General features: G+C 73.5%; 17 protein-coding genes. 16 read left to right on the top strand and 1 reads right to left on the bottom strand.

What is annotated here, in order from left to right; genetic code table 11:
- Positions 1-74: 74 nt before the first annotated feature.
- The 5 genes from K2F47_RS24235 to K2F47_RS24255 are packed head-to-tail and all read left to right on the top strand — an operon-like array spanning position 75 to position 7,229.
- A complete protein-coding gene (locus K2F47_RS24235; RefSeq protein WP_242907353.1) occupies positions 75-1,295 on the top strand; it encodes a carbohydrate kinase family protein in 1,221 nt (406 codons plus the stop codon).
- A 46-nt stretch (positions 1,296-1,341) separates the two neighbouring features.
- On the top strand, positions 1,342-2,700 hold the full coding sequence (locus K2F47_RS24240) for an extracellular solute-binding protein (protein ID WP_242907355.1): 1,359 nt from the start codon (positions 1,342-1,344) through the stop codon (positions 2,698-2,700).
- Positions 2,701-2,733: 33 nt separating this feature from the next.
- Positions 2,734-3,708 (top strand): carbohydrate ABC transporter permease, encoded by a 975-nt coding sequence (locus K2F47_RS24245; protein ID WP_242907357.1) that lies wholly within the window; start codon positions 2,734-2,736, stop codon positions 3,706-3,708.
- Positions 3,705-4,499, top strand: coding sequence for a carbohydrate ABC transporter permease (locus K2F47_RS24250; protein ID WP_242907359.1), 795 nt, complete (start codon positions 3,705-3,707; stop codon positions 4,497-4,499). Before K2F47_RS24245 ends, K2F47_RS24250 begins: the two co-directional genes overlap by 4 nt.
- A gap of 21 nt (positions 4,500-4,520) precedes the next feature.
- Positions 4,521-7,229: a sugar-binding protein gene (locus K2F47_RS24255; protein ID WP_242907361.1), complete on the top strand. Its 2,709-nt coding sequence runs from the start codon at positions 4,521-4,523 to the stop codon at positions 7,227-7,229.
- Between the two features lie 62 nt (positions 7,230-7,291).
- On the opposite strand, the gene K2F47_RS24260 is transcribed toward K2F47_RS24255, so the two are convergent.
- Positions 7,292-8,029: a GntR family transcriptional regulator gene (locus tag K2F47_RS24260; protein ID WP_242907363.1), complete on the bottom strand. Its 738-nt coding sequence runs from the start codon at positions 8,027-8,029 to the stop codon at positions 7,292-7,294.
- A gap of 142 nt (positions 8,030-8,171) precedes the next feature.
- On the opposite strand from K2F47_RS24260, the gene K2F47_RS24265 reads away from it, so the two are divergent.
- The 11 genes from K2F47_RS24265 to K2F47_RS24315 all read left to right on the top strand — a co-directional run bounded on the left by K2F47_RS24265 (position 8,172) and on the right by K2F47_RS24315 (position 19,866).
- The gene (locus tag K2F47_RS24265; RefSeq protein ID WP_242907365.1) at positions 8,172-9,164 is read left to right on the top strand and encodes a Gfo/Idh/MocA family protein; all 993 of its coding nucleotides are present in this window, start codon (positions 8,172-8,174) and stop codon (positions 9,162-9,164) included.
- Positions 9,161-10,042: a TIM barrel protein gene (locus tag K2F47_RS24270; protein ID WP_242907367.1), complete on the top strand. Its 882-nt coding sequence runs from the start codon at positions 9,161-9,163 to the stop codon at positions 10,040-10,042. Before K2F47_RS24265 ends, K2F47_RS24270 begins: the two co-directional genes overlap by 4 nt.
- Positions 10,039-11,007 carry a 5-dehydro-2-deoxygluconokinase gene (gene iolC / locus K2F47_RS24275; RefSeq protein ID WP_242907370.1) on the top strand — a complete coding sequence of 323 codons (969 nt, stop codon included), beginning with the start codon at positions 10,039-10,041 and terminating at the stop codon, positions 11,005-11,007. The genes K2F47_RS24270 and iolC overlap by 4 nt, the downstream gene beginning before the upstream one ends.
- A gap of 5 nt (positions 11,008-11,012) precedes the next feature.
- Positions 11,013-11,882 (top strand): Cgl0159 family (beta/alpha)8-fold protein, encoded by an 870-nt coding sequence (locus tag K2F47_RS24280; protein WP_242907552.1) that lies wholly within the window; start codon positions 11,013-11,015, stop codon positions 11,880-11,882.
- Positions 11,879-12,745, top strand: coding sequence for a 5-deoxy-glucuronate isomerase (iolB, locus tag K2F47_RS24285; RefSeq protein WP_242907372.1), 867 nt, complete (start codon positions 11,879-11,881; stop codon positions 12,743-12,745). Before K2F47_RS24280 ends, iolB begins: the two co-directional genes overlap by 4 nt.
- Positions 12,742-14,568, top strand: coding sequence for a 3D-(3,5/4)-trihydroxycyclohexane-1,2-dione acylhydrolase (decyclizing) (gene iolD, locus K2F47_RS24290; RefSeq protein WP_242907374.1), 1,827 nt, complete (start codon positions 12,742-12,744; stop codon positions 14,566-14,568). Before iolB ends, iolD begins: the two co-directional genes overlap by 4 nt.
- 249 nt (positions 14,569-14,817) lie before the next feature.
- Positions 14,818-15,558: an SAM-dependent methyltransferase gene (locus tag K2F47_RS24295; RefSeq protein WP_242907375.1), complete on the top strand. Its 741-nt coding sequence runs from the start codon at positions 14,818-14,820 to the stop codon at positions 15,556-15,558.
- Positions 15,555-16,553, top strand: a complete 999-nt coding sequence (locus K2F47_RS24300; protein WP_242907377.1) for a sugar ABC transporter substrate-binding protein — start codon at positions 15,555-15,557, stop codon at positions 16,551-16,553. Before K2F47_RS24295 ends, K2F47_RS24300 begins: the two co-directional genes overlap by 4 nt.
- Before the next feature lie 7 nt (positions 16,554-16,560).
- On the top strand, positions 16,561-18,024 hold the full coding sequence (locus K2F47_RS24305; protein ID WP_242907379.1) for a sugar ABC transporter ATP-binding protein: 1,464 nt from the start codon (positions 16,561-16,563) through the stop codon (positions 18,022-18,024).
- The gene (locus tag K2F47_RS24310) at positions 18,021-18,956 is read left to right on the top strand and encodes an ABC transporter permease (protein ID WP_242907382.1); all 936 of its coding nucleotides are present in this window, start codon (positions 18,021-18,023) and stop codon (positions 18,954-18,956) included. The genes K2F47_RS24305 and K2F47_RS24310 overlap by 4 nt, the downstream gene beginning before the upstream one ends.
- A 124-nt stretch (positions 18,957-19,080) precedes the next feature.
- Positions 19,081-19,866: an SDR family NAD(P)-dependent oxidoreductase gene (locus K2F47_RS24315; RefSeq protein ID WP_242907383.1), complete on the top strand. Its 786-nt coding sequence runs from the start codon at positions 19,081-19,083 to the stop codon at positions 19,864-19,866.
- Positions 19,867-19,885: the final 19 nt, after the last annotated feature.

Here is a 19,885-nt window from a genome sequence, read left to right on the forward strand (position 1 = left end):
GCCCCTACCACTTCAGCCATCCCCACCCCAGCCCGCACCATCATCAGCACCGACGGACCTCGTGAGGAGGCGTCATGACAGCAGAGACCCTTGACGGGGTGGATCCGGCCGCGGACGCGGGACGGGGCGAGGCCGCGGCGCCCGGGCGCCCGCCCGAGCCATCGCTCGCCGACCCCTGCGCCGAGCGCGGCCTGGCGGGCGAGCTGCTCCACCGCGACACCGAGCCGGGCGAGCGACCCGGGCTGGACGTGTTCCTGTCCGGCCAGGTCTTCATGGACATGATCTTCACCGGACTGCCCGGCCTGCCGCCGCCCGGGACCGAGCTGTTCACCGACGGCCTCGGCTCCGCGCCCGGCGGGATCGCCAACATCGCGGTCGCGATGAGCCGCCTCGGGCTCCGCGTCGGCCTGGCGGCGCCGTTCGGCGACGACCTGTTCGGCGCCTACCTGTGGCGGACGCTCGCCGAGCAGGAGGGCGTCGACCTCGGCCACTCCCGCAGGGTGACGGCCTGGCCGACCCCGGTGACGGTGTCGCTCGCCTACGACTCCGACCGCAGCATGGTCACCTACGCCAAGCCCATGCCGGACATCGCGTCCGGCACGGGGGAGGACGGCGCGGACGCGGAGGAGGCGGTGCTCGGCTCCCCACCGCCCCCCGCGCGGGCCTGCTTCGTCGACATCGAGCGCCCGGTGCCGGGCTGGGCGAAGGAGATGCGCAGGTCCGGCACCACCGTGTTCGCCGACCTCGGCTGGGACGCGACCGAGACCTGGTCGAGCGAGGTGCTCGACCGGCTGGAGCACGTGGACGTGTTCCTGCCGAACGCCGTGGAGGCCATGGCCTACACCCGCACCGGCTCGCCGGAGGAGGCGGCGCGCGCGCTGTCCGCGCGGGTCCCGGTCGTGGTGGTCAAGCGCGGCGGGGACGGCGCGATCGCGATCGACTCCACCACCGGCGAGGTCGCCGAGACGACCGCGCTGCCGGTCGAGGCGCTCGACGCGACCGGCGCCGGGGACGTGTTCGCCGCCGGGTTCCTGTTCGGCACCCTCGCCGGGCTGCCGCTCGCCGAGCGGCTGCGGTTCGCGAACCTGTGCGCGGGCCTGTCGGTCCGGCACCGCAGCGGCTCGCTCGGCGCGCCCTGCTGGGGCGAGATCGCCGCGTTCGGCGAGTCCGGGGAGATCCCCGAGGCCGAGCTCGAACCGTACGCCTTCGTCGTGGACTACATCCCCGACTCGGCGTCGGAGACCGTCGTCCGGGCCGAGCCCACCCTCCGGGCCGACCTCCAACAGTCGTCCTGACGCGGACGAGTACACCGCGCAGGATCAGCAAGAGAAGGGAGCCGCTATGCCGGCACTGATGAGGCGGGGAGCGGTCGCGGCCGCCGCCGCCCTCGTGACCGCCCTCGCCGCCGCGTGCGCTCCGGGCGGGTCCAGTGACAAGCCCGAGAGCAAGGCGCCAGCGGCGGTCAGCACCGACGTCGCGGGGGCGGGCAACGTGACGCTCACCGTCTGGGACCAGGAGGTCCAGGGCGGGCTGAAGGAGCAGATCGAGACGCTCAACAAGCGGTTCGAGGCCAAGTACCCCAACGTCAAGATCAACCGGGTGGCGCGCTCGTTCAGCGACCTCCAGAAGACCCTGCGGCTCGCGCTGTCGGGCGGCAACCCGCCCGACGTCGTGGAGGCCAACCAGGGCTACGCGGCCATGGCGCAGTTCGTCAAGGCCGGCATGCTGCTGCCGCTCGACTCCTACGACCAGGTGTACGGGTGGAAGAAGCGCTTCCCCAAGGGCCTGATGGACCTGAACAGCGTCACCGACGACGGCAAGCTGATCGGGTCGGGCAAGCTGTACGGCGTCTCGCTGAACGGTGAGATCGTCGGGCTCTACTACAACAAGGAGAAGCTCGCCAAGCTCGGCATCCAGCCGCCGAAGACGTGGGCGGAGTTCGACCAGGCGCTCGCGACCGCGAAGGGCAAGGGCGAGATCCCGATCGCGTTCGGCAACGTCGAGAAGCTGCCCGCCATGCAGCTCTACGGCCTCCTCCAGGACGGCCTGACCGACAAGGAGTCCGTCCGCAAGCTCGTGTTCGGCAGCGCCGGCTCCTGGACGGACGGCCCGAACGTGCAGGCGGCGCAGAAGCTGTCGGACTGGGCGAAGAAGGGCTACCTCACCCCGAACGCCAACTCCATCAAGTGGGACGACACGCCCGTGAACTTCGCCAAGGGCGACGGCGTGTTCATGTTCGGCGGCACCTGGTGGGCGCCCGACCTCAACGACCGGATGAAGGAGAAGGTCGGCTTCACGCTGCCGCCCGCCTCCCAGGCCGGCGCGCCGGTGGCGACGATGGGCGGCGAGAGCCTGCCGTGGTCGATCACCGCGAAGACCAAGCACGCGGACGTGGCCGCCGCCTACATCAACTTCATCACCTCGCCGGAGGCGATGGACGTCGCGGTGGAGACCGGCAGCCTGCCGGTGCTGCCCGCCCCGTCCAAGCAGCCCTCGGCGCCGCTGATGAAGGAGGTGCTGACGGCCTGGGGCGAGCTCAGCAAGAACGACGGCACCACGCCCTACATCGACTACGCGACGCCCACCTTCACCGACGCGTTCGGCGGCCCGCTCCAGGAGCTCGTCGCCGGCAAGAAGTCGGCGGAGGCCGTGATGAAGGCGGCGCAGAACGACTACACCGCCTTCCAGAAGAAGAAGTGACCGGGCGGACACGGAGATAGAGGGAGCCCGCACATGACGACCGTCGCGCGGCACAAGACCGGGAAGAACCGGAGCGAACCGGCGGACACGCGCGCGGCCGGGCGCCCGGGGGGCCGGAACGGGGGCCGGCCTCCCGGGGAGCCCCGGGCGATCGGGTGGCTGTACGTCCTGCCCGCCCTGCTGGTGTACGGGGGGTTCCTGCTGTGGCCGCTGATCCGCGGCGCGCAGTTCTCCCTGTACCACTGGGACGGCCTCGGGACGGCGGAGTGGGCGGGCTTCTCCAACTACGCCAGCACCTGGACCGACCCCGCGCTGCGGGGCGCGTTCGGGCACCTGCTGGTCCTCATCGTGTTCTACTCGGTGTTCCCGTGCTGCATCGCGTTCGTGCTGGTCGGCGCGATGTCCAGGACGAAGATCCGCGGCCTGGTGTTCTTCCGGACCGTGCTGTTCCTGCCGCAGGTGATCGCGATGGTCGCGGTCGCGGTGGCGTGGCGGTGGGTCTACTCCGCGGACGGCCCGGTCAACACCGTCCTCGGCTGGCTGCACAGCGCGGGCCTGCCCGACTGGCGGCACGGCTGGCTCGGCGACTTCACGTTCGCGCTGCCCGCCGTCGGCCTCGTCGGGACGTGGGTCGGGATCGGGCTGGCGCTGGTGCTGTTCCTCGCCGGGGTCCAGAAGATCCCGCGGGAGCTGTACGAGGCGGCGCGGATCGACGGCGCCGGCGCGATCCGGGAGTTCTTCACGGTCACGCTGCCCGCGCTGCGCCGCGAGCTGGCGGTCGCGCTGACGCTGACCACGATCATGGCGATCCGCAACTTCGACCTGATCTACATGGCCACCGAGGGCGGGCCGGGCAACGCCACGAAGGTGCCCGCCTACGAGGTCTACAACCGCACGTTCAACACCGGCGAGGTCGGGCTCGGATGCGCCATCGGCGTGACGCTGGCGGTGCTGGCGTTCGCCGTCACCGCCGGGATCGGCCGCCTGGTGGAAGGGAAGGACGCATGAACCCGCGCGGGGAAAGGTTCGTCAACCACGCGCTCCTCGCCGTCTTCGCGGTGATCGCGGTGTTCCCGATGATCGGCGTGGTGACGCAGGCGCTGAAGCTGCCGGGCGACTTCGACGTCTCCTCGTTCGGGACGGCCTGGCGCGACGGGCACTTCGCGACCTACCTGCGCAACAGCGTCATCGTCACCGCGTGCACGGTCGTGATCGCGGCGGTCCTGTCGATCATGGCCGGGTACGCGCTCGGCGCGATGCGGTTCCGCGGCGCCTCGGTGCTGTTCCTGGTGTTCCTCGCCGGGCTGACGATCCCGACCGAGGCGATCGTCGTGCCGCTCTACTTCGACCTGCGGTCGATGGGGCTCGACAACACCTACGCCGGGCTGATCCTGCCGCAGGTCGCGATGTCGGTCGCGTTCGGCACGTTCTGGATGCGCGCCTACTTCCGCAGCATCCCGCCGTCCCTGCTGGAGGCCGCGCGCATCGACGGCGCGTCGAGCTGGACGACGCTGTGGCGGGTGCTGGTGCCGATCGGCCGCCCCGCCATCCTCACGATGCTCCTGCTCACCACCATGTGGACCTGGAACGAGTTCCTGCTGCCGCTGGTGATCATCAACTCGGACGAGGCGCTGCGCACCGCGCCGCTCGGTCTGTCGTTCTTCCAGGGCACGCACAAGACCGACTACTCGCTGCTCATGGCGGGCGCGCTGATCATCGCCGCGCCCATCGTGATCGTTTATGTCTTCCTGCAACGCCAGTTCATCGCAGGAATGCTCTCGGGGGCCATCAAGGAGTAGGGAAAGTAAAGGAGAGTTCACTTGCGAAGACTCGCCCTACCCGCCGTCCTGTCCGCCGCGCTCGCGGCGTCCGCCCTCGCGTTGGCGTCCCCGCCCGCGCAGGCGGCGCCCGGACCGGCCGGCGCGCCGTCCGCCAAGGGCGGCGCCCCGTCCGGTGACGGGAGGCTGGACGTCCTGTTCGTCGGGGCCCACCCCGACGACGAGGCCGGGACGCTGTCCACGCTCGGCCAGTGGAACGAGTTCGACAAGGCCAGGACCGGCGTCCTCACCGTCACGCGCGGCGAGGGCGGCGGCAACGCCGCCGGGAACGAGGAGGGGCCGGCGCTCGGCCTGCTCCGGGAGAACGAGGAGCGGCGCGCCGTCGGCAAGGCGGGCGTCACCGACATCCACTACCTCGACAAGGTCGACTTCTACTACACGGTGAGCACGCCGCTCACCGCGAAGACCTGGGACCATGACAAGTCGCTGGAGAAGGTCGTCCGGCTTGTCCGCGAGACGCGGCCCAAGGTGATCGTCACCATGGTCCCGGCGCCGCTGCCGGGCCAGCACGGCAACCACCAGATGGCGGCGCGGCTCGCGACCGAGGCGTACTTCGCCGCGGCAGACCCGAAGGCCTACCCCGCGCAGCTCCGCGAGGAGGGGCTGAGCACCTGGGCACCGGGACGGATCTTCCAGACCGGCGGCGCGTCCGGGCCCACGGGCGAGGCGTGCGCCACCGACCTGAAGCCGTCCCGCGCGGGCACGCTCGTGCGCGGCGTGTGGGGCGGCCGCGCGTCCGCCCGCAACGGCGGCAAGACGTGGGCGCAGGTCGAGCGCGAGGCGCAGCGCACCTACGTGAGCCAGGGCTGGGGCGGGTTCCCGGACGTGCCGTCCGACCCGTCCAAGATCGGCTGCGACTTCTTCACGCAGATCCACAGCCGGGTCCCGTTCACGCTGAACAACACGAGCCCGACGGCGATGCTGGAGGGCGCGGTGCAGCCGGGCAAGGGCGGGCTGCCGCTCGGCACCGGCTTCTCGCTGACCACGCAGTCGCTCGGCGTGACGCCGGGCGCCGGGTTCAAGGTGACCGCGCACGCCAGCGCGCCGCGCTCGCTGCGCGGGGCGAAGGCTGCTCTGTCCGTTCCGTCCGGTTGGAACGTTGCAGGATCGGGTGACCTCGGCACGGTCGGCTCGAAGGAGCGGACCGCGACGTTCACGGTGACGCCCCCGGCCGGGGCCGCCGCCGGGCGCGTCCAGCTCGCCGCGACACTCACCGCCGGGAAGGCCACGGGCCAGGCCACGACGCAGGTCGAAGTGCAGCCCGCGGTCACCGGGACGATGGAGCCGCTGCCGCGCGTCTCCGACTTCGACGAATGGGCGGCCAAAACCGGCGTCCAGTCCCTCACCGGGCAGGTCAAGCCGGTGCTGTCGCTGGCGTCCGGCAAGTCCCGCAAGGTCCGCGTGGACCTCGCGAACACGACCGCGTCCGCGCAGTCGGGCACGGTCAAGCTCGACCTGCCGAAGGGCTTTTCGGCCGACGCGCCGTCCAAGCCCTACACGCTCGCGGCCGGCGCGAAGGGCTCGGCGACCTTCACCGTCACCAACACCGACGCCTCGCTGCCCACCTCCAACGAGGGCGGCACCGGCGGCGACTACGACGTGACGATCACGACGACGCCGTCCTCGGGCGCCGCCGACGTGCAGAAGGGCGGCCTGGAGCTCGTCCCGACCACCGTCCTGCCGAAGGCGACCGGTACCCCGGCCGTGGACGGCAAGGAGACGGCCGGCGAGTACCCCGGTTCCGAGCTGAACCTCTCCCGTGTCTGGGAGGGCGAGGCGTGCGCCTCGGCGGACGACTGCTCGGCCACCGGCAAGGTCACCTGGACCGACGACGCGCTGTACCTGCTCGTCAAGGTCCGCGACGACAAGCAGGGGACCGTGCTCGGCGCGGACGACTGCAAGCGGCACTGGCGGAGCGACTCGGTCGAGATCGCGATCGACCCGCGCGGCGACTCCGAGAACACCTCCACCACGTTCAAGACCGGCATCTTCCCCCGGATGTCCGACGGCAAGCCGTGCTTCGAGCGCGACGCCGACGCGCACCAGGGGGGGCCCGAGACCGCGCCCGGGATGCAGGTGGCCTCGACGGTCGCCGACCCCTACGACGGGTACGTGATCGAGACGAAGATCCCCTTCAAGGCGCTGCCGACCGCCGTGGACCCGGCGCGGATGGGCCTGAACATCTTCGTGTACGACTCCGACACCCAGGACAAGACCGGCCAGACCCGTATCGGCTGGTCCACCTGGGGCGGCGTGCAGGGCGACCCGTACCGCTGGGGCCTTGTGTCCCTGCCCGGGCACACCCCGCCCGCCGGGATGCCGACCACTCCGCCGGAGCCGGTCATGCCGACGGACGCGGCGTCCTCGGTGAACTCGCCGGAGTCCATCCTCCAGTCGGTGCGGACGGGGGTCCCGCTCGCGGCCGGCCCCGAAGCGCCCCGCTCGGACACGGCGCGGATCACCGGGAGGCCGAAGCCCTCCAGCGGTTCGGTCGGCGTCAGGCTGCGGGCCACCGGGCCCGGCACGGCGCACCTCCAGGTGTGGGACGGCAAGGTGCTCGGCACGAAGAAGGTCGAGATCACCCGCGCGGGCGTCCAGACCGTGACGGTTCCGGGCACGAGCGGCGTGGTGACCCTCGCCTTCGAGGCGCGGGAGGGGGGCACGGCGAGCGACGTCGCCACCATCAGGTGAGATGACGTGAGGTGACGCTGTCGCGCCGGGTCCGTGAGTTCACGGCCCGGCGCGGCGGTGCCCTACTTGCCGACGAGCGTGTGCGAGAACGTGTAGCGGTCCGCGCGGTAGACGTGGGTGCCGAACTCGACGGCGGCGCCCGTGTCGTCGAAGGCGGTGCGGGTCATGGTGAGCAGCGGCGTGCCGCGCCGCTCGTCCAGCAGCCGCGCCTCGGCCGTGGTCGCGGCGCGCGCGCCGATCGTCTGGTGCGCGATCCGCAGGTTCACGCCCGCGTCCCGGAGCGTCTCGTACAGGCCGTGCTCGGCGAGCCGCTCGGCGGTGACCTCGACGAGGCCCGCCGGGAGGTGGTTGGTCATCAGCGCGAGCGGCTCGCCCCCGGCGAGCCGCAGCCGGTGCAGCCGCAGGACCTCGGTGCCCGCCGGGACGCCGAGCTGCCCGGCCACCTCCTCGGACGCGGCGACCGGGCCGAGCGCCAGCACCTTCGTGCCCGGCTCGGCCCCGGCGGCGGCGAGGTCGTCGTACAGGCTGGACAGCTCGATCGGCCGCCGCACCCGCGGCTGGACGACCTGGGTGCCGACCCCGCGCCTGCGCACGAGCAGGCCCTTGTCCACCAGATGCTGGATCGCCTGCCGGACGGTCGGCCGCGACAGCCGGTACCGGGCCGCCAGTTCCAGCTCGTTCTCCAGCCGCGTGCCGGGCGGCAGCTCGCCCGTCCGGATGGCCTCCTCAAGCTGGCGGGCCACCTGGAAGTAGAGCGGGACGGGGCTGCCGCGATCCAGCTTCACGGTGGGTCCGTGCACGTCAGGACTCCTTCGCCTTGATCGCGACGAGGATAGCGGACGCGGTCCCACCGGGGGGCTAAAGTCCTTATGTCAGGACATACTGTTGACAGGAATTGGAGCGTTCCATGAAACTCGGCACAGGAAACGGGAGGGGGACCGTATGAGGGTCGGGCTGGCCGGTGTGGGCCGGATCGGGGCCGGGCACGCGGAGACGCTGCGCGGCCTGGTCGAGGAGGTGGTGGTCGCCGACGCGGACGCCGGACGCGCGCGCGAGGTGGCCGACAAGCTCGGCGTGGACCGGTCCGACTCCGTCGACGCGCTATTCGGCGCCGGGCTGGACGCGCTGGTCGTCACCACGCCGACCGCCGCGCACGCCCCGCTGGTGGTGCGCGCGGTCGAGGCGGGCCTGCCCGTGTTCGTCGAGAAGCCCGTCGCGGCCGACCTCGATGGAACGATCCAGACACTGGCGGCCGTCCGCGGTTCGGGGGTTTCGGTCCAGGTCGGATTCCAGCGCCGCTTCGACCCCGGGCACGTCGCCGCGCGCGACGCCGTCCGCTCGGGCAGGCTGGGCTGGGTGCACACCGTCCGCTCGCTCACGCTCGACCCGGCGCCGCCGCCGGACGCCTACATCCCGACCTCGGGCGGGCTGTTCCGGGACTGCTCGGTGCACGACTTCGACGCCGTCCGCTTCGTCACCGGCCGCGCCGTCGCCGAGGTCACCGCGACCGGCGCCCAGCGCGGCGCCCCGGTGTTCGCCGAGGTCGGCGACGTCTCGACCGGCTCGGCCGTCCTCACCCTGGACGACGGCACGCTCGCGGTCGTCTCCGCGAGCCGCTACAACGCGGCCGGGTACGACGTCCGCCTGGAGGTCCTCGGCTCCGAGGACGGTGTCGTCGTCGGCCTGGACGACCGCACCCCGCTCGCCCCGTCCGGCGCGGGCTTCCGCCCCGCGGGCCCGCCGCACACCGGCTTCCTGGAGCGCTTCGCCGACGCCTACGCCGCCGAGCTGCGCGCGTTCGTCGACATGGTGAACGCGGGTACGGAGAGCCCATGTCCACCCGAAGAGAGCCTGGAGGCGTTCTACGTGGCCGAGGCATGCGACATCTCCCGCCGCGAACGGCGCACCGTCACGATCGAGGAGGTCCGGCGATGATCGCCGCGTCCCGTGTCGCCGCCGCCCCGATCTCCTGGGGCGTCTGCGAGGTCCCCGGCTGGGGCCACCAGCTCGCCGCCGAGCGCGTCCTGGCCGAGATGCGCGACCTCGGCGTCGCCGCGACCGAGTTCGGACCCGACGGGTTCCTCCCGTCCGACCCCGCCGAGCGGGCGGCGCTGCTCGGCTCCTACGGGCTGCGGCCCGTGGGCGGGTTCGTGCCGCTCGTCCTGCACGACCCCGGCCGCGACCCGCTGCCCGAGCTGTCCCGCGCGCTCGACTCCTTCGGCGAACCCGCTTCTCAAGAGCACGGCGCGACGGTGGTGCTCGCCGCGACGACCGGCCTGGACGGCTACGACGAGCGTCCCGTCCTCGGCCCCGAGCACTGGACCGCGCTGCTGACCAACCTCGGCCGCGCCACCGAGCACGCCGCCGCGCGCGGCCACCGCGCGGTGCTGCACCCGCACGTCGGCACGGTCGTGGAGACCCGCGAGGAGGTCGGCCGCGTGCTGGACGGCTCGGACGCCGCGCTCTGCCTGGACACCGGGCACCTGCTCATCGGCGGCACCGACCCCCTGGAGCTGGCCCGCGCGTCCGCCGGGCGCGTCGCGCACGTCCACCTGAAGGACGTCGACGCCGCGCTGGCCCGCCGCGTCCAGACCGGCGACATCGGCTACACCGCCGCCGTCCGCGAGGGGATCTACCGCCCGCTCGGGCAGGGCGACATCGACATCACCGGCATCATCGACGCGCTGGAGGGCGTGGGCTACAACGGCTGGTACGTGCTGGAGCAGGACATGGTCCTGGACGCCGAGCCCGACCCGTCCGCCGGCCCCGCCCGGGACGTCCGCGCCTGCCTGGACTTCCTGGCGGCGGCATGACGCACGACCCGACCGAGCACGACCTGATCACCATGGGGCGGGTCAGCGTCGACGTCTACCCGCTCCAGACCGGCGTCCCGCTGGAGGACGTCGAGTCGTTCGGCAAGTACCTCGGCGGCAGCCCGACCAACGTCGCGGTCGCCGCCGCCCGGTACGGCCACCGGGCCGCCGTCGTCACCCGGACCGGCGCCGACCCGTTCGGCCGCTTCGTCCACCGCGCGCTCACCGGGTACGGGGTGGACGACCGGTTCGTCACCGACGTCCCCGGGCTCCCGACGCCGCTGGCGTTCTGCGAGATCTTCCCGCCCGACGACTTCCCGCTGTACTTCTACCGCTATCCCAAGGCCCCCGACCTGGAGATCCACCGGCACGAGCTGGACCTCGACGCGATCGCCGGGGCGCGGATCTTCTGGGCGACGGTCACGGGCCTGTCGCAGGAGCCGAGCTTCGGCAGCACGCTCGCCGCGATGGCCGCGAACACCGGCACGACCGTCCTGGACCTGGACTGGCGGCCGATGTTCTGGGAGTCGCGGGACGAGGCGCGCGAGCGCGTCGGCCGCGCCCTCGACCACGCCACCGTCGCGATCGGGAACCTGGACGAGTGCGAGCTGGCCGTCGGCGAGCGCGAGCCGCACGCCGCCGCGCGCGCCCTGCTGGAGCGCGGCGTGTCGATCGCCATCGTCAAGCAGGGGCCGCGCGGCACGCTGGCCGCCACGTCCGAGGAGGTCGTGCAGGTGCCGCCGACGCCGGTCGAGGTCGTCAACGGCCTCGGCGCGGGCGACGCGTTCGGCGGCGCCGTCTGCCACGGCCTGCTGGACGGCTGGGACCTCGCCCGCACGCTCCGCTTCGCGAGCGCCGCCGGGGCCTTGGTCGCCTCGCGGCTCGCATGCGCGGACGCGATGCCCACCGAACCGGAGGTCGAGGAACTGATGGAGAAGGCCCAGCACGGGGAGGCGCTGCGTTGACCGGGATGTTCGCCGAACGGCTCGCCGAGGTGATCGAGACCCGGGCGACGCGGCCGGGCGCGATCGCGCGGGCCGCCGCGAACCGGAGGCGACCGACCGCGCCGCCGGAGCGGTTGATGATCATCGCGGCGGACCATCCGGCGCGCGGCGCGCTGCGCGCCGGGGAGGACCCGCTCGCCATGGGCGACCGCGGCGACCTGCTGGAGCGGATGTGCGCCGCGCTCGCCCGCCCCGGCGTGGACGGCGTGCTCGGCACTCCCGACGTCATCGAGGACCTGCTGCTGCTCGGCGCGCTGGACGGCAAGGTCGTGCTCGGGTCGATGAACCGGGGCGGGCTCGCGGGCGCGGCGTTCGAGATCGACGACCGCTTCACCGGGTACACCCCCGCCGCGATCGCGGCGTCCGGGCTGGACGGCGGCAAGATGCTGCTGCGCGTCGACCTGGACGACCCCGCGACCGCGCGGACGCTGGAGTCGTGCGCGCACGCGGTGACGGGCCTCGCCGAGCACGGGCTGATGGCGATGGTCGAGCCGTTCCTGTCGACGCGGGGGAGCGGCGGACGGGTCCGCAACGTGCTGACGCCGGAGGCGATGATCCAGGTGATGTCGATCGCGTCGGGGCTCGGCGCGACGTCGGCGCACACGTGGCTGAAGGTCCCGGTGGTGGACCGGATGGAGGAGGTCATGGCGGCTTCGACGCTGCCCGCCGTGCTGCTCGGCGGCGAGGTGCCCGCCGATCCGGACGCGGCGCTCGCCGGCTGGGCGAAGGCGCTGGCGCTGCCGTCCGTCCGCGGGCTGGTGGTGGGGCGCACGCTGCTGTACCCGCCGGACGGCGATGTCGCGGCCGCCGTCGACGCCGCGGTGGGGCTGCTGTGAGCGCCCGGGAGGTCTCGCTGGAGATCACGCCGGAGGGCGCGGGCTGGACGTACTCGGGCCTGCGCGTCCTCACGCTCGCGCCGGGGGAGGAGGCGGTGCTGGAGACCGGCGCCGCCGAGACCCTCGTGCTGCCGCTCGCCGGATCGTGCACGGTCACCGTCCAGGCGGAGGACGTCACGCAGACGTTCGACCTCGAAGGCCGTCCCGACGTGTTCTCCCGGGTGACCGACTTCGCCTACGCGCCGCGCGACGCGACGCTGCGGGTCGTCTCGCGGGACGGTGGACGGTTCGCGCTGCCCTCGGCCCGCTGCGAGCGGCGGCTCCCGCCCCGCTACGGCCCGGCCGAGGACGTCCCGGTCGAGCTGCGCGGCGCCGGGCGGATGGCGCGGCAGGTCACCAACTTCTGCACGCCGGACGCGTTCGAGGCCGACCGGCTGATCGCCTGCGAGGTGCTGACGCCGGGCGGCAACTGGTCGTCCTACCCGCCGCACAAGCACGACGAGGACACCCCGGACGAGTCCGTCCTGGAGGAGATCTACTACTTCGAGGTCGCGGACGCGCCGGACGGCGGCCAGGGCATCGGCTACCAGCGCGTCTACGGCAGCACCGACGTGCTGGAGGAGGTCCGCACCGGCGACGCGGTGCTGATCCCGCACGGCTGGCACGGCCCGTCGATGGCGGTGCCCGGCTACGACCTGTACTACCTGAACGTGATGGCCGGGCCCGGCGAGCGCGTCTGGAAGATCTGCGACGACCCGGCGCACGCCTGGATCCGCGGCACCTGGCCGGAACTGCCGCCCGACCCGAGGCTGCCGATGACCTCGGCGGCCGGACCCCGCGAGACCCCGGAGGGAGAACGATGAGCGCGACCGAGCGCCTCACCGTCGGGCAGGCGGTCGTCCGCTTCCTGGCGAACCAGTGGACGGAGCGCGACGGCGAGCGCCGCCGCTTCTTCGCGGGCTGCTTCGGCATCTTCGGCCACGGCAACGTGGCGGGCCTCGGGCAGGCGCTGCTCCAGGACGACGCGCTGCCCTACCGCGCCGCGCGCAACGAGCAGGCGATGGTGCACGCGGCGGTCGGGTACGCGCGGATGCACGACCGGCTCCGCGCGTACGCGTGCACGACGTCGGTCGGGCCGGGCGCGACGAACATGGTGACCGGCGCGGCGCTGGCGACGATCAACCGGATTCCGGTGCTGCTGCTGCCCGGCGACGTGTTCGCGACCCGCGTCGCGAACCCCGTGCTCCAGGAGCTGGAGGACGCACGGTCTTACGACGTGTCGGTGAACGACTGCTTCAAGCCCGTGTCGCGGTACTGGGACCGGATCAACCGTCCCGAGCAGCTCCCCGCCGCGCTGCTCGCGGCGATGCGGGTGCTGACCGACCCGGCGGAGACCGGCGCGGTCACGCTCGCGCTGCCGCAGGACGTGCAGGCCGAGGCGCATGACTGGCCGGTGGAGCTGTTCGCCGAGCGGACCTGGCGGGTCCCGCGCGCCGTCCCCGAGCCCGCCGCGCTGGAGGAGGCGGCGGCGCTGCTGCGGACGGCCGAGCGGCCGCTGATCGTCGCGGGCGGCGGCGTGATCTACTCCGGCGCGACCGCCGAGCTGGCCGCGCTCGCCGAGCAGACCGGCATCCCGGTCGCCGAGACGCAGGCCGGGAAGGGCGCGCTGCCGTGGGACCATCCCGCCGCGGTCGGCGCGGTCGGCGCGACGGGCACCACCGCCGCCAACGCGCTGGCCCGCGACGCCGACGTCGTGCTCGGCGTCGGCACCCGCTACAGCGACTTCACGACCGCCTCGCGGACGGCGTTCGCGCGTCCCGGCGTCCGGTTCGTCAACCTCAACGTCGCGGCGCTGGACACGGCCAAGCACGCGGGCGTCCCGCTGCTCGCCGACGCCCGCGCCGGGCTCGCCGCGCTGCGCGTGGCGCTGGGCGGCCACGCGGTCGCCGCGTCCTACCGGCGGGAGACCGCCGCGCTGGCGGGACGCTGGAACGCCGCCGTCGACCGCGCCTACGGGCTCGGCCACGGCCCGCTCCCGGCCCAGTCGGAGATCATCGGCATCGTCAACGAGGTCAGCGGGCCGCGGGACGTCGTGGTCTGCGCGGCCGGGTCGATGCCCGGCGACCTGCACAAGCTGTGGCGGACGCGCGACCCGAAGGGCTACCACGTCGAGTACGGCTACTCCTGCATGGGCTACGAGATCGCCGGGGGCCTCGGCGTGAAGCTCGCCGCGCCCGACCGGGAGGTGTTCGTCCTCGTCGGCGACGGCTCGTACCTGATGATGGCGCAGGAGCTGGTCACCGCCGTCGCGGACGGGGTGAAGCTCGTCGTCGTGCTCGTCCAGAACCACGGGTTCGCCTCGATCGGCAACCTGTCGGAGTCGGTCGGCGCGGAGCGCTTCGGCACCCGGTTCCGGCTGCCCGGCGACCTCGCCGCGAACGCCGCCGCGCTCGGCGCCGACGTGCTGCGCGCGAGCACCGCCGCCGAGTTCCGCACGGCGCTGACGCAGGCGCGCGACTCGTCCAGGACGACGGTCGTGCACGTGGAGACCGACCCGGCCGTGCCCGCGCCCGACAGCGAGGCGTGGTGGGACGTGCCGGTCGCGGAGGTCTCCACGCTGGAGTCCACCGCGCGGGCCCGCGTCGCCTACGAGGAGGGCAAGAAGGCGCAGCGCCCCCTGCTCTGAATTCTCTTCGAGGACGAGGCGGGCCCGCCCTGGCGGGCCCGCCTTGTCGTTCTTGGCCGGTTCCGTGGTGAAACATTGATGAATATCGCTTATCGCGGGTGAAACGACGAGAGCACGGTCTTCCGGCGTTATGATCCCTGCGGTGACGATCTTTCGCCCCGAACGCCGCTCCCCCGGGGAGGTGCCGCGTTGACCGAGCCCGGCACCGAGCCGTACACGCCGGACGTGGATACCCCGAATGCTGCCCGAATGTACGATTATTACCTGGGCGGAAAGGACAATTACCCCGCCGACCGCGAGGCCGCCGAGAAGATCATGGCGCTCGGCCCGAGCCGCGACATCTGCGTGGCCAACCGGCGGTTCCTCGGGCGCTCCGTCCGGCACGCGGCGCGGCACGGCATCCGCCAGTTCCTCGACCTCGGCACGGGCCTGCCGACGCAGGACAACGTCCACGAGGTCGCCAAGAGCGTGGTCCCGGACGCGCACGTCGTCTACGTCGACTACGACCCCGTGGTCCTCACGCACGCGCGGGCGCTGCGGGCGATCGACGACACCACGACCGTCGTCTCCAAGGACATCCGGCGGCCCGGCGAGATCCTCGCGCACCCCGACGTGCGGCGCCTGATCGACTTCTCCCAGCCGGTCGCGGTGATGTTCGTGGCGATCCTGCACTGCCTCACCGACGACGAGGACCCGTGGGGCGTCGTCCGCGAGTTCACCGCTCCGCTGGCACCGGGCAGCCACCTGATCGTCTCCCATCTGACCGACGACGCGCACCCGGAGGAGGGCGCCGCCGCGCGCGAGGTCTACGAGGGCGCGACCGCGCCGCTGGTCCACCGCTCGCACGCCGCCATCTCCCGTTTCTTCACGGGATTCGACCTGGTCGAACCCGGTGTGACCGAGGTGCACGAATGGCGGCCCGACGACGAGGCGGACCGCACCCGTCCCGGTGGCGAATGGTTCTATGTGGGGGTCGGACGCAAGCCATGAGAGCGCATCACGCGGCGGCCGTCGCCGCCATCGGTATGACGTTGCTGGTCGGAGGCTGTTCCGACCCGAATGACGGCGAGAAGAAGGCCGACACGAAGAATGCCAAGCACATCGCGTTCTTCGGGTTCGCCAAGGCGAACTCGTTCACGGTCGCGACGTTCGACGGCGTGAAACAGCAGGCCGGAAAGTCGGGCGCGACGGCGGAGTTCTTCGACTCGGCGTTCGACGCCCAGCTCCAGGTTCGGCAGATCCAGGACGCGGTGACCGCGAAGCGCTTCGGCGTGTTCGTCGTGCAGGCCAACGACGGCACGGCGGTGTTCCCCGCCGTCCGCGCGGCCGTGCGGGAGGGCATCGCGGTCGTCGTCCAGTTCACCCCGGTCGGCACCCGGTACGACACCGAGCAGCCGCAGGTGCCCGGCGCGGTCTCGCTCGTGGACGTGCCCGCCCGCAACGGCCGCCGGCTCGGCGAGCTGGGCGCGGCCGCCTGCGCCAGCCGCAGGCTGAAGCCGTGCGAGGTCGCCTACCTGGAGGGCATGAAGACGCTGCCGCTGGACAACGCCCGCACGCAGGCGGTCGTGTCCACGCTCAAGAACTCCCCGGGCGTGCGGGTGCTCTCGACCGTGGAGGGCGGCTACACCAAGGACTCCGGACGCAAGGCCATGCAGGACGTGCTCCAGGCCCACCCGAACGTGCAGGTCGTGATCGGGTCGTCGCAGGCGCTGCTCGGCGCGGAGGGCGTCGCGAAGGGCAAGAAGATCCTCTACGTCGGCAACGGCGCGTCGCGGCAGGCGGTCGCGGCCGTCCGGGAGGGCCGCTGGTTCGGCATCCCGTACCTGCCGGTGCGGACGGCGGGCGCCAAGGCCGCCGAACTGGGCCTCGCCAAGGCGGCGGGGCAGAACGTGCCGGCGGCCGTCGACATGGCCTCGCTCGTCCCGGGCGAGGGCAGGCTCACCAAGGCCACGCTCCCCGGCGTCACCGGCGAGTACGACGAGTAGCCGGGGCATGGATGTCGCGCTCGACCGGATCGGCAAGAGCTACGGCGGGACGCCCGTCCTGCGCGAGGTGTCGCTGGACCTGCCCGGCGGCCGGGTCCACGGCGTCGTCGGGGAGAACGGCGCGGGCAAGAGCACGCTCGCGCGGGTGCTGTGCGGGGCCGTCCGTCCGGACGCCGGGCACGTCAGCGTCGACGGCGCGCCCGTCCGGCTGCGGGCGCCCCGCGACGCGCTGCGCCACGGCATCGCGCTCGTCACGCAGGAGGGCGCGCTCGTCCCGGGGCTGAGCGTCCTCGACAACGTCCTCCTCGGTACCCCGCGCGCGGCCCGGCGGCGGGAGCGGTTCGCCGCGCTGCTCGACCGCACCGGCTTCGACCTGCCCGCCGCCGCGCGCGCCGGGGACCTGCCGCTCGTCCAGCGGCAGCAGACCGAGATCCTGCGCGCGCTCGCGCACGGCGCGCGGCTCCTCGTGCTGGACGAGCCGACCGCGCTGCTGCCCCGTGCCGACGCCGCCCGGCTGCTCGCGCTCGCCCGCCGCCTCGCCGCCGCCGGGACGGGGGTCGTGCTCATCTCCCACCGGCTGGAGGAGGTGCTGGAGACCTGCGACGCCGTCACCGTCCTGCGCGACGGGCGGCACGTCTCCACCGCGCCCGCAGCCGGCCGCAGCGCCGACGGGCTGCTGGAGGAGATCGCCGGACGCCCCGTCGAGACCCGCTACCCCGAGCCTGAGCCCGTCCCCGCCGACGCGCCGGTGCTTCTGGACGCCCGCGACCTGTCGCGCGGCGACGCCGTGCGCGGGGTGTCGTTGCGGGTCAGGGCCGGGGAGATCGTCGGGCTCGCGGGCCTGGTCGGCAGCGGGCGCACCGAGACGCTCCGGCTGCTGTTCGGCGCCGACCGCCGGGACTCCGGCGAGGTGCGCGTCGCCGGACGGCCCCTGCGCGCCCGGGGCGGACCGGCGGCGGCGATCGCGCTCGGCATGGCGCTCGTCCCCGAGTCGCGCGCCGAGCACGGGCTCGTGCTGGTCAGGCCGACCACCGAGAACCTGCGCATGGCCACGCTGCCCGGCCGCCGCCTCCTGGGAATCGTGGGCAAGGGCGCCGAGCGCCGCGCCGCCCAGGCCACCGCCGACGACCTCGGCGTCCGCGGCACCGGGCTCGACCGCCCCGCGTGGACGCTGTCGGGCGGCAACCAGCAGAAGGCGGTCTTCGGGAAGTGGCTCGTCCGCCGCCCCCGGGTGCTGCTCGCCGACGAGCCGACCCGCGGCGTCGACGTCGCCGCCAAGGCCCAGATCCACCGGCTGATCACCGGCCTGGCCGCGCGCGGGACGGCGGTGCTCGTCGCCTCCTCCGAGGTCGAGGAGGTGCTCGGGCTCGCGCACCGCGTGCTCGTCATGCGCGGCGGCGCGATCGCGGGGGAGTGCCCGCGCGGCTCGGCGCGCGCCGGGGACGTCCTCGCGCTCGCGGGCCTGCGGTGAGGCGGATCCGCGACCACGGCGTCGTGGTGGCCCTCGGCGTGCTCGTCCTCGCGCTGTCGCTGGCCACCGACACCTTCCTCACCACTGGAAACCTGGTCAACCTCCTCGACCAGGCCGTCGTCGTCGGGCTGCTGGCCTGCGGCATGACGCTGTGCGTCGTCTGCGGCGTGTTCGACCTCGCCTGCGGCGCCGTGCTCGCGGTCAGCGCGGTCGTCGCCGTCATCGTCACCCGGTCGGCGGGCGTCCCCGCCGGATACGCGGCGGGCGTCGCGACCGGCGCGCTGATGGGGACAGCCACCGGGCTCGCGGTCGTGCTGTCGCGCGTCCACTCGTTCATCGCGACGCTCGCGCTCGGCATCGTCTACCGGGGCCTCGCCGTCGTGATCACCGGCGGCGCCATCGTCTACCCGCGCGCCGCGCAGCTGGACGCGTTCCAGCGGATCGGCTGGCCCACCGCGCTCGGCGGGATCACCGCCGCGACCCTCGTCCTCGCGGGCGTCGCCGCCGCGGCCACGGTGCTGCTGTCGGCGACCGCGTTCGGACGGTGCGTCCGCGCCGTCGGCGGCAACCCGGAGGCGGCGCGCCTGTCGGGGATCAGGACCGGGCCCGTTCGGGTCGCGGTGTTCGCCGCCAGCGGCGCCTGCGCCGGGACGGCCGGGCTCGTCATGGCCGCCCGGGGCGGCTCCGCCCAGCCCGGCATCGGGAACCTGCTGGAGCTGACCGCGATCGCCGCCGTCGTCCTCGGCGGCACCAGCATCCTCGGCGGCGAGGGCGCGGTGTGGCGCGGCATGGTCGGCGTGCTGATCCTCACGCTCATCTCCAACGGCTTCAACCTGCTCGGCTGGAACCCCACCTACAAGCAGGTCATCGAAGGCCTGCTGATCCTGTCAGCCGTGACCCTCGACCAGGCCCTCCGCCGCCGCGAGACCTGACGCCCGCCGCCGCGCGGCGTGCCGGGCTTCGTGCTTGACAAATGGGTGAGCGCTCACTCAGTCTGGTGATGGCGGTGCTCACCTGCACCTTCGTCCCGTCCCACCCACCAGCTGAGGAGCCCTGATGTACACCGAACTCGACGGAGCCGTCGTCGTGGTCACCGGCGGCTCGCGCGGCATCGGCGCCCGCACCGCCCGCGCGTTCGCGGACGAGGGCGCCAAGGTCGCGGTCCTCGGACGCGACGGCGCGGCCCTGGAGAAGGTGGCCGCCGAGACCGGCGGCCTGGGCCTGGTCGCCGACGTGACCGACCTCGCCGCGATCGAGGAGGCCCGGGGTCTGATCGAGGACGAACTCGGCCCGGTCGGCGTCCTGTGCGCCTTCGCCGGCGGTGGCATCGCCCGGCCCGGGCCCACCGCGGCCATGAGCGAGCAGGAGTGGCGCTCGGTCGTCGACGGCAACCTCACCGCGACGTTCCTCACGCTGAAGGGCTTCCTGCCCGGCATGCAGGAGCGGCGGGCGGGCTCGATCGTCACGATGTCGTCCTCGGCCGGGCGGCTGCCCACCAACCTCCCGGGCGGCGGCGGGCGCGAGATGGGCAACCGGTGGGGCGCGCCGGTCGCCTACGAGGCGGCGAAGGCGGGCGTCCAGGCGCTCACCCGGCACGTCGCCGCCGAGGCCGGGCCGGACGGCGTGCGCGCCAACTGCCTCGCACCCGCGACGATCCGCACCGAGCGCACCGCGCGCCACATGCCGCCGGAGGTCCAGGACGCCGTCGCCGCCTCCCACCCGCTCGGCAGGCTGGGGGAGCCCGCCGACGTCGCGGGCGCCGCGCTGTTCCTCGCGTCCGCGCAGGCGTCCTGGCTGACCGGCCTCACCGTCGACGTCGCGGGCGGCCGGGTCATGCTCTGAGCCCGGTCCCGGCGGCGCG

Source organism: Actinomadura terrae, assembly GCF_022751215.1.
Lineage (GTDB): Bacteria > Actinomycetota > Actinomycetes > Streptosporangiales > Streptosporangiaceae > Spirillospora > Spirillospora terrae.

What these genes read in the sequence shown, in the direction of transcription:
- K2F47_RS24265 (WP_242907365.1), top strand. Translation starts at nt 8,172, where the DNA reads ATGAGGGTCGGGCTGGCCGGTGTGGGCCGGATCGGGGCCGGGCACGCG.
- K2F47_RS24280 (WP_242907552.1), top strand. Translation starts at nt 11,013, where the DNA reads ATGTTCGCCGAACGGCTCGCCGAGGTGATCGAGACCCGGGCGACGCGG.
- K2F47_RS24315 (WP_242907383.1), top strand. Translation starts at nt 19,081, where the DNA reads ATGTACACCGAACTCGACGGAGCCGTCGTCGTGGTCACCGGCGGCTCG.
- K2F47_RS24300 (WP_242907377.1), top strand. Translation starts at nt 15,555, where the DNA reads ATGAGAGCGCATCACGCGGCGGCCGTCGCCGCCATCGGTATGACGTTG.
- K2F47_RS24235 (WP_242907353.1), top strand. Translation starts at nt 75, where the DNA reads ATGACAGCAGAGACCCTTGACGGGGTGGATCCGGCCGCGGACGCGGGA.
- iolC (WP_242907370.1), top strand. Translation starts at nt 10,039, where the DNA reads ATGACGCACGACCCGACCGAGCACGACCTGATCACCATGGGGCGGGTC.
- K2F47_RS24295 (WP_242907375.1), top strand. Translation starts at nt 14,818, where the DNA reads ATGTACGATTATTACCTGGGCGGAAAGGACAATTACCCCGCCGACCGC.
- K2F47_RS24270 (WP_242907367.1), top strand. Translation starts at nt 9,161, where the DNA reads ATGATCGCCGCGTCCCGTGTCGCCGCCGCCCCGATCTCCTGGGGCGTC.
- K2F47_RS24240 (WP_242907355.1), top strand. Translation starts at nt 1,342, where the DNA reads ATGCCGGCACTGATGAGGCGGGGAGCGGTCGCGGCCGCCGCCGCCCTC.
- K2F47_RS24305 (WP_242907379.1), top strand. Translation starts at nt 16,561, where the DNA reads ATGGATGTCGCGCTCGACCGGATCGGCAAGAGCTACGGCGGGACGCCC.
- K2F47_RS24245 (WP_242907357.1), top strand. Translation starts at nt 2,734, where the DNA reads ATGACGACCGTCGCGCGGCACAAGACCGGGAAGAACCGGAGCGAACCG.
- iolD (WP_242907374.1), top strand. Translation starts at nt 12,742, where the DNA reads ATGAGCGCGACCGAGCGCCTCACCGTCGGGCAGGCGGTCGTCCGCTTC.
- K2F47_RS24250 (WP_242907359.1), top strand. Translation starts at nt 3,705, where the DNA reads ATGAACCCGCGCGGGGAAAGGTTCGTCAACCACGCGCTCCTCGCCGTC.